The organism is Streptomyces sp. NRRL WC-3618 (genome assembly GCF_001280005.1).
In the GTDB taxonomy this organism is placed as follows: domain Bacteria; phylum Actinomycetota; class Actinomycetes; order Streptomycetales; family Streptomycetaceae; genus Streptomyces.
Genome location: NZ_LGDW01000454.1, coordinates 18,552 through 32,408 on the forward strand (window position 1 = coordinate 18,552; position 13,857 = coordinate 32,408).

A 13,857-nucleotide genomic window follows, 5' to 3' on the forward strand; every position below is an offset into this window, starting at 1 on the left:
GCATAATCGGCTTCGTCCTCACTTGAAGGTCCCTCTTTCCCCCGTCGAGTAAGACGATGGCTCATTCGGGCACGTCATGGCCACACAATCGATGCATCATGTTCCTGCACGTTCAGGACCCTGGGGGGTGGAGATTTGGTGATGAATGGGACTAAAGCGACACATCCCCATGCGGTGACCGAGTTGTGCGAGGAGGGCAGCCGTCTTTATGCGGCCGCTTTGCGCACCGGGCGCATCGCCCGCGCGGAGGTTTCGAACACTCCCTGTCTGATGGAGTTCACCCTTCTTCAACCCGATCCCGACGATCCGACCTGGTTGCGTCCGGTGCCCCCGTCGGTGGCTCTCACCCAGTGGCTGGACCCGATAGAGCGCGAGATCAGCGAGCGCAGAAGGCACTCGATCGAACTGGTCGACTCCTTCGAACCCTTCATGGCCCTCACCGCCCAGCCGGTGGCGGGCCTGCACGCGATCACCGTGCTGGAGGGCAACGACCGGATCAACGCCGCTCTCAACCTCGCCACGGCCCAGTGTCAGACCGAGATGCTCACCGTCCAGCCCAGCCAGGGCGGCGCCCGTCCCGAGCGCAGCCTCCTCCAGGGGCTGGAGCGCGACCGCCCGTTGATCGAACGTGGTGTGAAGCTGCGCACCCTGTATCAGCACACGGCGCGCTACAACCCCGAGCGTCTCGCGTACGTGGACCAGTTCGCGGACGGCAAGGTGGAATACCGCACGATCGACGAGCTGGTCGAGCGCCTGATCATCTGCGACGAAACGGTTGCCTTCCTCCCCGTACGCGACGACCGGCAGGTCGCACTGGAGCTGCGGCACACAGGTCTAGTCCGGTATCTCATCAAGGTGTTCGAATTCATGTGGAACCGTGCGGTACCCCTTAGCGCGGGCGCCCCCTACGGGACCGCGCCCGACGGCATCACCGACATCCAGCACTCCATCGCCAAGCTCCTCATCGAAGGCCACGTCGACGAGGCCATCGCCCGCCGCCTCGGGATGAACGTACGCACCTGCCGCGCCCACATCGCCAAGCTGGCCACCGCCCTGGGCAGCGGCAGCCGCGCCCAGCTCGGGTTCCTGATCGCGCAGTCAGGGATACTCGACCAGGAACGCTGAGCACCTGGGAGTCAAAGGGAGTCACCTGTGGCCGCACGGCACCCACACGGGGCCGAGGAACTGTGCGCGGCAGGCATGAGCCTGTACGTCCGCGCGCTGCGCGACGGCAGCGTCACGGCGGACGCGGCCGGGACCACCCCCTGCCTGATCGACTTCGGACTGCTCCGGCCCGACCTCGAGGAGCCGCACCGACTGCGCCCGCTGGCCCCCACGCTGGCCCTTTCCCGGTTGCTGCGCGAGAGCGCGGAGGACACGGCCAGGAGGCGGCAGCAGGAAGCAGTGCTGGCCGAGGCCTTCGAGCCCCTGATGCACGTCGACGTTCCGGACTCTGGGACCGGCACACCCCTGATCAGCGTCCTGAGCGGCTTCGAGCGGATCAACCTCGCGATCTCCCGGGCCATGGCCGACGCCTCCAACGAACTCCTCGCCATCCAGCCCTACACCAACGGAACCCACCGAGCTCCCCAGTACCGGGCCGCCTCTCTGGGCCGCGACCAAGCCCTGCTCGACAGAGGTGGCCGTATCCGTACCCTCTACCAATCCACGCTCCGCCATGCGCCCACCGTCCTTGCCCGCTACGAACAGCTGCGAGGCGATACCGAGGCCCGCACCCTCGACGAGGTCACCGACCGGCTGATCGTCGTCGACCGGACCGTAGCGTTCATCCCTGCTGGCAAGGACAAAAAGCTCGCCCTGGAAATCCGCCAACCGACCCTGGTCACGTACCTCGTCACCGTCTTCGAGCGCTTCTGGAACCTGGCCACCCCGATGTACCCCCAGGCCGTCCAACGCCCGTCCCTCAACGGTGTCACCCCCCGCCAACGGGCCATCGCCGCCCTCCTCATCGAGGGCCACACCGACGCCGTCATCGCGACCCGCCTCGGCCTGAACGTCCGCACCGCCCGCGTCCACATCGCCAAACTCGCCACCACCCTCGGCAGCGACAGCCGCGCCCAACTCGGCTATCTCATCGGACAGTCGGGGATTCTGGAGCATAAGCAGGAGCCAGACCCGGAGTCGAACCAGGCTCAGCCGCCGACTCAGCCGTCGGCCCGGGAAGGCTGAGCACGCCGCCCGAGTCCCCCACACCTGGCGCCCCCGGCGGCCCGTCCAGCCCTGCCTGCGCGATCCGCACCCCCAGCTGCGTCCGGCTCACCGCCCCCAGCGTCTCCGACAACCGAGCGATGTGCGCCCGGCACGTCCGGACGCTGATGCCCAGGCGTTCCGCGACCACCGCGTCCTGATGGCCCTCCGCGAGCAGCGCGGCGATCGACCGCTCCCGGTGCGAGATGCCCTCGATGCCCGTGTCGGGGAGCGGGGCGGTGAGCGGTACGGCGAAGCGCCACAGCCGCTCGAAGACCGTCACCAGGTACTGCACCAGCGCCGGATGCCGGATCTCCAGTGCCACCGTCCGCTCCGCGTTCGCGGGGATGAACGCCACCGTGCGGTCGAAGACGATCAGGCGCTCGACCACCTCGTCGAGGGTGCGGCCCTCGACCGTGCCGCCCATCAGTTCAAGGTAGTTGAGCAGGCCCTGGCCGTGCCGGGCCACGTGGTTGTAGAGGTCCCGCATCCGAACTCCGCGCTCGCGCAGCGCCAGGGCCCGGTGCAGGCCCTCCGAGAGTTCGTACTCGCGGCGGATACCGCCGGGCTGCACGGTCAGCACCTCGGTCGTGCAGGCCTCCGTCGCCTCGTCCATCGCGGCCTGGATACGGGCGAGACCGTCCAGTACGCGCAGGGCGGTGCCCTCTCCGAAGCCGGCCCCGGCGGACTGGATCTGACTGCCGAGGCGGGCGTACGACTCGAAGGCGGCGACGGCGGAGCCCACACGCCGCTGGCTCGCGCTGACCTCGTCGTAGACGCCGCGCAGCAGCCGGGTCATGACCTCCTGCGGGGAGGTCGGCACCAGCCAGGCCATGTCGTCGGGATCGGGGTGCAGCAGGGCGAGTTCGAGAAGGCACGGCACCGGCTCGGCATCCCGGCGCCGCACACGGCCCCGCCGTACGGCCCGGGAGTACACACGATCCCCGGCTTCGCACAGTCGGTCAGCACCGTGTGGATGCTCGTCCGTCCCGTGCCCGGCCATCGCCCCGTCCCACCACTGGTTCCAGCACTTCGCAGCGCCACTATGCGCGGCCCGGACGTGGTCCGCAACACGGCCCGGCCCGTCGCGCGCCCCCAATCCCCTTACTATGTCCGGCTTTCTCCCCTCCTCCACTCGTAACCCTGCAACAAGCTGACGGTGGTGGGGCGTTACTCGTGGGGCCACTGTTGGAGGCGCTTTGCTGGCTTCATTGGCATCCGAAGGAGATCTCGTGAAGAACGTCATAGGTGCCTTCGTGGAGCGCGTTCGCCATCGCGGCCATCGTAGGTACGGGGATGCCCGCATCGGCGGCAACCGCACAGTGACCTGAGCGGGCCTTCGCGACACGGTGCGCCCCCGGATCTGCATCATCCGGGCGCGCACTTCGCATAGTGAACAGGAATTCTCCGCGATGCTTCAAGCAGTTCTCCATGACCATCTGGCGTTCCTCGTTGCGCTCACGCTGGCCGGCGTTGCCGTGGGCGTGGCCACCGCCTTCTACGCCCGTGCCAAGGGCGCCTCCGGTCCGTGGTGGGGCCTGACCGGCGCAAGCGTGGTCCTCGTACTGGGGGCCACCGTGTTCTTCCCGACCCGCTCGGGCGGGGCGAACGGCTGGTGCACGATCAACAAGGATCTGTGGGAGCACCTGGTCACCGAGCAGGGCGTCTTGAACGCTGTCCTGTTCGTGCCGCTGGGCTTCTTCGGTGTGCTGGCGACACGCCGCGCGATGCCGGTGGTGGCAGCGGGCGTCCTGGGGTCGATGCTGATCGAGGTGGGCCAGTCGCTCGTCGCTTCGATGGGCGGCGCCTGTGACAGCGGCGACGTCCAGATGAACTCGCTCGGCACGGTTCTCGGCGTGGCCTGCGGGTGTGCGGCGGGCAGGGCCAAGGGTGTCTCCCTCACGGCCGACGCACGGCGCACCGGCGTGATCGCTGCGGGCACCGGGCTGGTGACCGCACTCGTCTTCGGCCTGTTCGTCCAGGCCCAGGTGGTGGACGGCACGGGCCTGCGGACAGCAGCAGGGGACGAGCGAACGACGGCCGAATCCGCGATCCGGGAAGCGTTCGGCGACCGCTACACGATCTCTGCGGTTCAGGTGTCGCCGGGCGTGGACGGTGCGCCGGGATCGCTTCTGGTCACCTTCAAGGAGCCGCTCACGGCCACCCTCACCTGGCCGGAGGCTGACTACCTTTCAGTCCAGTTGGAGGCGTCCAGCGAACCCGGGCAGGTGTCGTTCGCGGTGGGGCACGCCACGAAACCTCGAAGCAAGCCCGAGGCGGAGCGAATTGCGACGGCTTACGCGAACGCGCACTACCCGTGGGTGTCAGAGGCGCAGCACCGGCAGACGACATCCATGGGCGAGTTCGGGTGGATGACGTCCTGGCGCTGGGCAAAGGACGGGGTGCTGATGCCCCGGGCGCTGGACGTGCAGCTGAACACAGCTGGCCGGGTTTCACAGCTCTCGGTCAACTCGGGTCCGGACATTCTGGAGGACCTGCCTGCCGTAACTGTGAGCAAGGCCCAGGCAGAGACCAAAGTACGCGAGGAGATCAAGCCGGCGACCGCCAAGGTAGGCGCGGTGACGAAGAGGGCATACAGGGTGCGGGGCGAATGGCGAGCGGTATGGCTGGTGCGTGTGATTCCGGACGGCGGCGAAGCGGAGTCGATGAGCGTGGATGCCGCTTCGGGTGAGGTCACCAGCGGAACGCCCCCGGGGTAGCCGGCAGGGTGGGGACCGGTGGTTGGTGGAGCTGCCGTCGGGTGCCTCGAAGCGGGGCGCGTCCAGGCGCATCGTGCCGAGCGGGCATCGTTGAAGGCGCTTCCCAGGGCGTAACGGGGGGCGCCGCGAGGCGCGAACGGGGGATCGCCCGAAGCGGCCCGGCCGGGTGCCCCCCTCCATTCGGGGCCATAAGCGTTCCCGCAACAGTCGCGCACAATGCGGCAGATGAGAAAGCGCGTACCACGTCTTTCGCGCAAGCTCCCGGAAACCACACAGAGATCACCCCGTTACGTCCCGCCCCTACCTTCAGGCCATGGCGGACATATTTGACGCGTACGCGCTGGCCGACGCGTGGGACGAGATGTTTGTGCGGCCGGGTGAGGTCAGGACCGCCTATGAGCCGGTACTGGCGGCGCTCCAGCCCATCGAGCCGACCGAACTGCGCTTCCGGGCCGACCAGATGGCCCGGGCGTTCACCGACCGCGGGGTGACCTATGCCTTCGCGGGTGAGGAGAGACCCTGGCCGCTGGACCTCGTACCGAGGATCCTCGACGCGCTGGAGTGGGATCTCATCCAGCGCGGGGTCGCGCAGCGGGTGCGGGCCCTGGAGGCCTACCTCGCGGACGCCTACGGGCACTGCCGGGCCTTCGAGGACGGTGTCGTGCCCTGGCGGCTGCTGCTCAGCTCGCCGCACTTCCACCGGGCCGCCCAGGGCATCGAGCCACCGGGCGGGGTACGCATCCATGTCGCCGGCATCGACCTGGTCCGGGACGAGGCCGGGGAGTTCCGGGTGCTGGAGGACAACGTCCGGGTGCCGTCCGGGGTTTCCTACGTCATCGAGAACCGGCGGGCGATGACCCGTATCTTCCCGTCCCTCTTCGCCGAGCAGCACGTCGTCCCCGTCGACGGCTACGCGCAGCGCCTGCTGGCCGCCCTGCGCGCCGCCGCGCCCGACGGGGCCGCCGCCGATCCGCGGGTCGTGGTCCTGACCCCCGGGCCGAGCAACGCCGCCTACTTCGAACACGCCCTGCTGGCCCGGCTGATGGGCGTGCAGCTGGTCGAGGGGCACGATCTGGTGTGCCGTAAGAACCGGGTGTGGATGCGGACCACGCGCGGTGAGGTGCCCGTCCATGTCGTATACCGGCGACTGGACGACGACTTCCTCGACCCGCTCCATTTCCGGCCCGACTCGGTGATCGGCTGCCCCGGCATCCTGAGCGCCGCCCAGGCGGGCACCGTCACCCTCGCCAACGCCGTCGGCAACGGCATCGCCGACGACAAGCTGCTCTACACCTACGTACCCGATCTGATCCGGTACTACCTCTCCGAGGAACCGATTCTTCCCAACGTGGAGTCGTTCCGTCCGGACGAGCCGGGCCAGTTGGAGGCCGTGCTCGACCAGATCGACCAGCTCGTCATCAAGCCCGTCGACGGCGCCGGCGGCCAGGGCATCGTCATCGGGCCCAAGGCCGACCGCAAGACCCTGGAGCAGTGCCGGGCGGCCGTGGCCGCCGATCCCCGGGGCTGGATCGCCCAGCGCCCCGTCGCGCTCTCCACCTCCCCCACCCTGGCCGGCGAGCGGATGGCGCCGCGCCACATCGACCTGCGCCCGTTCGCCGTGAACGACGGCACCGACGTCTGGGTCCTGCCGGGCGGCCTGACCCGCGTCGCCCTCCAGGAGGGCAACCTGATCGTCAACTCCAGCCAGGGCGGCGGCTCCAAGGACACCTGGGTGCTCGCCGAGGGCCCCGCCGCGACCCCGGACCCCGAACCGGCCGGCGCACCGCCCGAGGTCGCCCCGCGCCAGCACGGACCCGACGGCAACCACACCCTCGTACAGGAAGGGGCGCAGCAGCAGTGAGCGACGTGATCCTCTCCCGGATAGCCGAGGCCCTGACGTGGACAGGCCGTTACGTGGAGCGGGCCGACAACACGGGCCGCATCCTGGACGCCTACCTCCACCGCCTCCTTGAAGACCCCTGGCGCGACGAGGACGTGGCCTGCCGCTCCCTGTACGCCATCCTCGGCGTCGACGCGGGCGCCCAACCCGTCGACATGCAGCAGGTGTTGGACCAGCTCGCCTTCGACGCTCGTTCGACGTGCTCGATCGAGGGCGCGCTGGGGGCGGCACGCTTGAATGCCCGCAGTGCGCGCGAGGCGGTGTCGTCGGAGATGTGGGAGTGCCTCAACTCCACCTGGCACGCCCTCGCCGACCAGCGCCTCGCGGCCCGACGCACGGGCCCGTACGCCTACTTGGAGCTGGTACGCCGTCGGGCCGCCCTCTTCTTCGGGCTGGCGGACTCCACCATGAGCCGCGACGACAGCTGGCGGTTCGTGGTGCTGGGGCGCAGCCTGGAGCGGGTGGACATGACCGTACGGCTGTTGTCCGTACGGGTGTTGGACGCCGCGCACGCCCCGGACTGGCCGACGCTGCTGAGCGCGAGCGGCGCGGACGAGGCGTACGCGCGGGTGTACAGCGGTTTCGGTGACACCACCAGAGTGGCCGAATTCCTGCTTCTGGACCGGGACTTCCCGCGTTCGGCGCTGCACGCCCTGACGACGGCGGAGGAGTGCCTCGCGGCTCTCGGCCGCCCTCGGCAGGACCCGGCCCGCCGTCCGATCGGACGTCTGCGCACCAGACTCGAGTACCTGGACTCACCAGCCCTGGAGGACCAACTCCCGTCTCTGCTACAGGACTTGCAAACCGCCTGTATGGCCTCCGCGGAGGCGGTCGCGGAGAGGTTCTTCCCGTACCAGGGGCCCGTGGAGTGGGCCCAGGAAGGAGCGCGAGCAGTATGAGCAGCGGTACGACGAGCAGTATGCGGGCGAGCGCGCCGATGACCCGCCGGCTCCGTATCCGGCACATCACCCGGGTCGCGTACGCGCAGGCGGCGGTCTCCTCGCACAACGAGGTCCGGATGACTCCGCTGACGCTCCCCGGCCAGACGACGCTGGACTCCCGGGTGACCGTGAACCCGACGACGCCGACCTGGTCGTACTGGGACTACTGGGGCACCCAGGTCACCGGTTTCGACCTGATGGACCCGCACGCCGACCTCACGATCACCGCCCAGAGCCTGGTCGAGACGGCGCCGCCGGGCCCCCTCGACCCCGCGCCGAGCTGGGCGGAGGTGGCCGAACGGACCGCGAAGTCCCGCCTGTTGGAGTACGCGACGGCGACCGTCCGTACGACGGTGCCGTCCGGCCTGGTGGAACAGGCGAGGGAGGTGGCGGCGGGCCTCGACCCGCACGGGACGGCGACGGCGGTGTCCGCGCTGGTCGCGGACCGGGTGTCGTACCTGCCGGGTACGACGGGCGTGAACACGTCGGCGGCGGAGGCGTGGGAGCAGGGCGCCGGCGTCTGCCAGGACATCGCCCATGTGACGATCGCGCTGCTGCGGGGCCTCGGCCTGCCCACCCGCTATGTCTCCGGTTACCTCCACCCCGAGCGGGAGGCGGAACTGCACCGCCCGGTGGAGGGCCAGTCCCACGCCTGGGTCGAGTACTGGGCGGGCGACTGGTGCGGCTACGACCCGACGAACCGCACCCGCGCCGACGAGTCCCACGTGGTGGTCGGCCGGGGGCGCGACTACGACGACGTGACCCCGCACAAGGGCGTGTACCGGGGCGTGGCCGGCGGGCCGCCGGAGGTGACGGTGGAGTTCACGCGGGTGGCGTGAAACGGGCGGTACACCGCGTACATCCACACATCCCATGCATCCCGTACATCCCGTACGAGGTGACGCGCGACCCCGGGGCAGGTCGGTGCCCCGGGGTCGCGCGTCCGTACCGGCCGCCGGAGTGGGCCTACTTCAGGCCCAGGGCCGAGCAGTCGCTCTCGAACTTCCGCGTGCAGATGTCGGACACCTTGTAGATGCCGTCCTCGATGACCGTGCTCTTGATGTTGGCCTTCGTCAGGGCGACGACGCTCACCAGCTGGGCGGGGATGTCCTTCTGCGTGGGGCTGTCGACCTTGTCCCGGGTGAGGGCGTCGAACTGGATGTCGCGGCCCTGGACGCGGGCGATGGCCATCTCGGCCGCCGTCTCGGCCTCCTGCGGGTACGACTTGTAGACGCTCATGTACTGGTCGCCGGCGATGATCCGCTGCACGGCGGCCAGTTCGGCGTCCTGCCCGGTGATCGGCGGCAGCTTGGTGACGCCCGCGGCCTCCAGGGCGTTGATGATGCCGCCGGCCATGCCGTCGTTGGCAGAGTAGACGCCGACGATGTTGTCCTTGCCGATGTCCGTGATCGCCTGCGCCATGTTCGCCTGGGCGTTCTCGGGCTTCCAGTCCTTGGTGTCGAAGGACTTCGCGATCGTCACCTTGTCCTTGAGCTCGGAGAGGGCGCCCTCCTTGAACTGCGCGGCGTTCGGGTCGGTCACCGACCCGTTCATCATGACGATCTTCGCGGTGGGGTCGATGTTGCCGCCGAGGGCCTCCAGGAGGGAACGTCCCTGCACCTCGCCGACGAGTTCGTTGTCGAAGGAGATGTACGCGTCGATGGGGCCCTCGGCCAGCCTGTCGTACGCGATGACCGGAATCCCGGCATCCTTGGCCTTCTTGACCTCGTCCGCGATGGCGTGCGCGTCCACGGCGTCGACGAGGATGACGTCGACCTTGTCCTCGATCATCTGCTGCAACTGCTGGCCCTGCATCATGACGTCCGACCCGGCGTTGGCGTACTCGACCTTGCCCTGGCCGTTGGTGAGCGACTCGACCTTGTTCTTGATGATCGGGTAGTCGAACTTCTCGTACCGGGTGTTGGCCGTCTCGGGAAGCAGCAGCCCGACCGTGACGTCGTTGCCCTTCGCCGGGGTCTCCGCGGCCGCGCCCCCGCTCTCGGCGTCGATCACGCCGCAGCCGGCGGCAAGGGAGACCGCGACCGCGGAGGCGGCCACGGCTATCGCGGTACGGCGCGATCGAGCCACTCGACTCATGAGAGTCGGACGAGCCGGACGATTCAGACGAAACATTCGGACGCTCACTTCAGGTGCTTTTCGGGACGTGGACGCAGCAGTGCGACTCATGTGTCCGAAAGACAACGTCCATGAGCCCCCGGGCGTCAAGCGGAACTACGCAACGAGAGGGCAAGATCACACTCCGCTTTGCGGGTGAAGAAGTGATGGAAGGGTACGTGAACTTCCTCCGCAGGTCCCCCATGCAGGTGTTCGGCCCAAAGACGCCCGCACGCGAGTGGACGCGACTGGACGCACATGACCAAAGGGTTTCAGCCAGATGTACGACGACAGAGAGGCGTCGGCGAGGACGAGCGAGCACCTCACTCGCCACACCCGCCACATCTCTCGTCTCTCATCTCTCATCTCTCATCTCTCGACCAAATTCACATCGGCCGTACAACCAAGTCACCCCTTCACCGGTCCTGATCGTCAACGGCCGTTTCCTCGCCGTTGACGAGTTGACGATCAGGACTCGAAGGATCGCCTTGAACCCAGCCAGACGCACGACGCGGGCAGCCACCACCGCCCTCGTGCTCGCCACCACCGGCGCCCTGCTCAGCACCGCGCCCCCGGCCGCCTCGGCCGCGACGACGTGCGCCGCGCCCGCCTACCAGCGACAGTCCTTCGCGAACACCACCTTCTCCGGCACCCCGAAGAAGACGGACTGCGACTCCACGATCGCCGAGAACTGGGGAGCCGGGTCCCCCGCCACCGGCCTACCGAAGGACAACTTCGGCATCCGCTGGACCGTGACCCGCGACTTCGGCTCCGGCGGCCCCTTCGCCCTCACCGCCGCCACCCAGGACGGCATCCGCGTCTACGTCGACGGCAACCGCAAGATCGACCTCTGGAGAAACGTCTCGACGACGGTACGCAAGACGGTCAACGTCACCATCCCGTCCGGCAAGCACACCCTGCGCATCGACTACGCCAACTGGACGGGCAACGCCAACATCACCTTCGCCTACACGCCCCGCACTTCGGCGACCGTCGACAGGGTCGCGCCGCTCACCCCGGCCGCCGTCTCGGCGAGCTACGACAAGCGGACGAGGAAGACGACCGTCAAGTGGTCGAGGAACAAGGAACTGGACCTCGCCGGTTACCGCGTGTACCGCCGGCTCAAGGACAGCAACACGTGGAAGCGGCTGACGGCCACGTCGGCGGTGACGTACATCGACGCCACGCCCGCGACCGGCGACACCTACTTCTATGAGGTCCGTGCGGTCGACAGGGCGGGCACCGAGTCGGTGGGCACCGCCGACAAGCCTGTGACCAGCCTCGACCGGACGGCCCCCGTGACTCCCTCCGGCGTCAAGGCGGCCGACGAGCAGCCCGGGGTCACGGTGTCCTGGAACTCCGTACCCGGCGCGGTGAGTTACATCGTTCACCGGGAATGGCAATACGGCGACTACCCGGTGAAGGTGGCGACGGTGACATCCACCGCCTGGACCGACGTCAAGGTGAACGAGGCCCAGTCCTACGCCTACTGGGTCACGGCGGTCGACAAGGCCGGCAACCAGTCCGCCAGGTCGGCGCCCATCGGTGTGGAGCGCGGCGACTTCGCGCCCTCAGCACCTGGCGGTCTGACAGCCGGAACGACGGCCACCGGGATCGCGCTGAAGTGGCAGGCGCCCACCGTGCCGAACACGGGCGACTTGAGCGGGTACCTGATCTACCGTGACGGCCGGCTCATCAAGAGAGTCGCACCACATCTGACCTCGTACACCGACCTCGGTCTACAGCAGGGCGTCACGTACAGGTACACGGTGACCGCCGTGGACCAGTTCAACGAGTCCGTCGAATCGAAGCCGGCCACCGCCACCGCCCCGGCCACGGGGCTCGCGCCCGCGCCGGTGAAAGGGCTGCGCGGCGCCATGAACGGCACCGACATCGAACTGTTCTGGGAGCGCAGCCCGGAAGACGACGTCGACATATACCACGTCTACCGCGGGGTTTTGGTCGAAGGCGTCTGGCAGTACGACCGGTGGACCCGCGACTACGGGATCAGGCAGCCCGCTGATGACGAACCGCTGGTCAGCTACATCCAAGACATCTACTACTCCGAGGGCGAGACCGTCCGCTGGGCGGTAGTCGCCGTCGACAGGTACGACAACTCCCTGTTCGACACCGGCAAAGATTTCTCGTACGTCACGGTGACAGAGCCCGTATCTCCCCCGGAGACAGCCGAATGAACCGACCCACGCCCATGACCGCCGCTCTGAGGCCCTGAGCGGCACCCCGAGCACACGAGCACACGAAAGGGGCCCGAGGTTCGAACCGAACCTCGGGCCCCTTTCGCGCGAGTACGTACCTCAGTCCTGCTGCCGCTTCGGGCGCCAGACCACCAGCGCGCTGGTCTGCTGGACCTCCTGGTACGGCACCAGATCCCGGCGATAGGACGCGTGCACCGCCGCCTCCCGCTGCTGCATCGCCGCAGCCGCGCCGTCCAGCGCCGACTCCATCTCCGCGACCCGCTGCTGCAACGCCGCGACCTGGTTCTCCAGTTCGATGATCCGCTTGATGCCGGCCAGGTTGATGCCCTCGTCCTGCGACAGCGCCTGCACCGTGCGGAGCAGTTCGATGTCACGGGCCGAGTAGCGCCGGCCCCGGCCGGCGGTGCGGTCAGGAGAGACCAGGCCCAGACGGTCGTACTGGCGCAGGGTCTGCGGGTGCAGGCCCGAGAGCTGGGCCGCCACCGAGATGACGTAGACCGGGGTCTCCTGCGTCAGTTCATACGGGTTGCGTCGACGACCGTCCATCTCGGTCAAGCTCCCTTCGCTGCCTCGAACAGCTCCGCCCGCGGATCCTCGTCCGCGGTCGCCTCGCGATACGCCTCCAGTGCGTCACGAGCCTTCCCCGTCAGCTCCATCGGGACACTCACCTCGACGGTGACCAACAGATCGCCCCGGGTGCCGTCCTTGCGCACCGCGCCCTTGCCCCGCGCGCGCATCGTGCGCCCGTTGGGCGTGCCCGGGGGCAGCTTCAGGGTGACCGGCGGGCCGCCCAGGGTCGGGACCCTGACCTCGCCGCCGAGCGCCGCCTCGTCGAACGTCACCGGCACCGTCACCGTCAGGTTGTCGTCCTTGCGGCCGAAGACCGGGTGGGAGTCGACATGGACGGTGACGTACAGATCGCCCGCCGGACCGCCCCGCTCGCCCGGCGCGCCCTTGCCGCGCAGCCGGATGCGCTGGTTGTCCGCGACCCCGGCCGGTATGCGCACCTGCATCGTCCGGGACGACTTGGCGCGCCCCGAGCCGCTGCACACCTGGCAGGCGTGCTCCGCGATCAGGCCCCGTCCCTTGCAGTCCGGGCAGGGGTCCGTGAGCGAGAAGCCGCCGCCCGAACCGCGGGCGACCTGGCCGGTGCCCACGCACGTCGGGCACACGCGCGGCGTGCCGTTCTTGTCGCCGGTGCCCGAGCACGCCTTGCACGGTGACTGGGACGTCATGCGCAATGGGACCGTCGCGCCGTCCACCGCCTCCGTGAAGCTCAGCGTGACCTCGGTGTCGATGTCCTGGCCGCGCCGGGGCTGCGTACGCGTGGTGCCGCCGCCGCCCCGGTTGAACAGGCCGCCGAAGACGTCCCCGATGCCGCCGCCGAAGCCGCCCGCACCGGAACCGCCGGCACCCTGGGCGCCGCCGCCGAAGAGGTCACCCAGGTCGAAGTTGAACGAGCCGCCGCCCGCGCCCGGCCCCGGGCGGAAGCCGCCGTTGCCGAAGAGGGCGCGGGCCTCGTCGTACTCCTTGCGCTTCTTGGGGTCGCCGAGGACGTCGTTCGCCTCGGAGATCTCTTTGAAGCGCTCCTCCGCCTTGGCGTTGCCCTTGTTGGCGTCCGGGTGGAACTCGCGGGCGAGTTTCCGGTACGCCTTCTTGATCTCGGCCTCGGTGGCGTCCTTGGGGACGCCGAGGACCTTGTAGAAGTCCTTCTCGATGAAGTCCTTGGTGCTCATCCTCGACGTCCCTCCTCTCCG

General features: G+C 68.9%; 11 protein-coding genes. 7 read left to right on the plus strand and 4 right to left on the minus strand.

Going from position 1 to position 13,857, the window contains the following annotated elements:
• The first annotated feature begins 141 nt into the window (after positions 1 to 141).
• Entirely contained in the window at positions 142 to 1,125 is a 984-nt protein-coding gene (locus tag ADL01_RS31500) for a hypothetical protein (RefSeq protein WP_053745426.1), read from the plus strand.
• A gap of 27 nt (positions 1,126 to 1,152) precedes the next feature.
• Entirely contained in the window at positions 1,153 to 2,190 is a 1,038-nt protein-coding gene (locus tag ADL01_RS31505; RefSeq protein ID WP_107091042.1) for a helix-turn-helix transcriptional regulator, read from the plus strand.
• Here ADL01_RS31505 and ADL01_RS31510 read toward each other — a convergent pair.
• Positions 2,093 to 3,211 carry a helix-turn-helix transcriptional regulator gene (locus ADL01_RS31510; RefSeq protein WP_078960859.1) on the minus strand — a complete coding sequence of 373 codons (1,119 nt, stop codon included), beginning with the start codon at positions 3,209 to 3,211 and terminating at the stop codon, positions 2,093 to 2,095. The two genes, ADL01_RS31505 and ADL01_RS31510, sit on opposite strands and share 98 nt — an antisense overlap.
• A 346-nt stretch (positions 3,212 to 3,557) precedes the next feature.
• Here ADL01_RS31510 and ADL01_RS31515 point away from each other — a divergent pair, with 346 nt between their 5' ends.
• The 4 genes from ADL01_RS31515 to ADL01_RS31530 all read left to right on the plus strand — a co-directional run bounded on the left by ADL01_RS31515 (position 3,558) and on the right by ADL01_RS31530 (position 8,608).
• Positions 3,558 to 4,928: a VanZ family protein gene (locus ADL01_RS31515; RefSeq protein WP_159049697.1), complete on the plus strand. Its 1,371-nt coding sequence runs from the start codon at positions 3,558 to 3,560 to the stop codon at positions 4,926 to 4,928.
• A 313-nt stretch (positions 4,929 to 5,241) separates the two neighbouring features.
• Positions 5,242 to 6,789, plus strand: a complete 1,548-nt coding sequence (locus tag ADL01_RS31520; RefSeq protein WP_053745428.1) for a circularly permuted type 2 ATP-grasp protein — start codon at positions 5,242 to 5,244, stop codon at positions 6,787 to 6,789.
• Positions 6,786 to 7,727 carry an alpha-E domain-containing protein gene (locus tag ADL01_RS31525; protein ID WP_053745429.1) on the plus strand — a complete coding sequence of 314 codons (942 nt, stop codon included), beginning with the start codon at positions 6,786 to 6,788 and terminating at the stop codon, positions 7,725 to 7,727. Before ADL01_RS31520 ends, ADL01_RS31525 begins: the two co-directional genes overlap by 4 nt.
• 38 nt (positions 7,728 to 7,765) lie before the next feature.
• Positions 7,766 to 8,608 carry a transglutaminase family protein gene (locus ADL01_RS31530; RefSeq protein ID WP_053745447.1) on the plus strand — a complete coding sequence of 281 codons (843 nt, stop codon included), beginning with the start codon at positions 7,766 to 7,768 and terminating at the stop codon, positions 8,606 to 8,608.
• 127 nt (positions 8,609 to 8,735) lie between these two features.
• Here ADL01_RS31530 and ADL01_RS31535 read toward each other — a convergent pair whose 3' ends face one another.
• The gene (locus ADL01_RS31535; protein WP_078960860.1) at positions 8,736 to 9,866 is read right to left on the minus strand and encodes a sugar ABC transporter substrate-binding protein; all 1,131 of its coding nucleotides are present in this window, start codon (positions 9,864 to 9,866) and stop codon (positions 8,736 to 8,738) included.
• Positions 9,867 to 10,372: 506 nt separating this feature from the next.
• On the opposite strand from ADL01_RS31535, the gene ADL01_RS31540 reads away from it, so the two are divergent.
• A complete protein-coding gene (locus tag ADL01_RS31540; protein ID WP_053745431.1) occupies positions 10,373 to 12,079 on the plus strand; it encodes a fibronectin type III domain-containing protein in 1,707 nt (568 codons plus the stop codon).
• A 120-nt stretch (positions 12,080 to 12,199) separates the two neighbouring features.
• Here the strand turns inward: ADL01_RS31540 and ADL01_RS31545 are convergent, their stop codons facing one another.
• The gene (locus ADL01_RS31545) at positions 12,200 to 12,646 is read right to left on the minus strand and encodes a heat shock protein transcriptional repressor HspR (protein ID WP_053745432.1); all 447 of its coding nucleotides are present in this window, start codon (positions 12,644 to 12,646) and stop codon (positions 12,200 to 12,202) included.
• A 5-nt stretch (positions 12,647 to 12,651) separates the two neighbouring features.
• Positions 12,652 to 13,836 (minus strand): molecular chaperone DnaJ, encoded by a 1,185-nt coding sequence (gene dnaJ, locus ADL01_RS31550; RefSeq protein WP_053745433.1) that lies wholly within the window; start codon positions 13,834 to 13,836, stop codon positions 12,652 to 12,654.
• Positions 13,837 to 13,857 lie beyond the last annotated feature (21 nt).

Excerpts from the sequence above, each read along its gene's own strand:
- ADL01_RS31520 (WP_053745428.1), top strand. The coding sequence starts at position 5,242 with ATGGCGGACATATTTGACGCGTACGCGCTGGCCGACGCGTGGGACGAG.
- ADL01_RS31530 (WP_053745447.1), top strand. The coding sequence starts at position 7,766 with ATGACCCGCCGGCTCCGTATCCGGCACATCACCCGGGTCGCGTACGCG.
- dnaJ (WP_053745433.1), bottom strand. The coding sequence starts at position 13,836 with ATGAGCACCAAGGACTTCATCGAGAAGGACTTCTACAAGGTCCTCGGC.
- ADL01_RS31510 (WP_078960859.1), bottom strand. The coding sequence starts at position 3,211 with ATGGCCGGGCACGGGACGGACGAGCATCCACACGGTGCTGACCGACTG.
- ADL01_RS31545 (WP_053745432.1), bottom strand. The coding sequence starts at position 12,646 with ATGGACGGTCGTCGACGCAACCCGTATGAACTGACGCAGGAGACCCCG.
- ADL01_RS31500 (WP_053745426.1), top strand. The coding sequence starts at position 142 with ATGAATGGGACTAAAGCGACACATCCCCATGCGGTGACCGAGTTGTGC.
- ADL01_RS31535 (WP_078960860.1), bottom strand. The coding sequence starts at position 9,866 with ATGAGTCGAGTGGCTCGATCGCGCCGTACCGCGATAGCCGTGGCCGCC.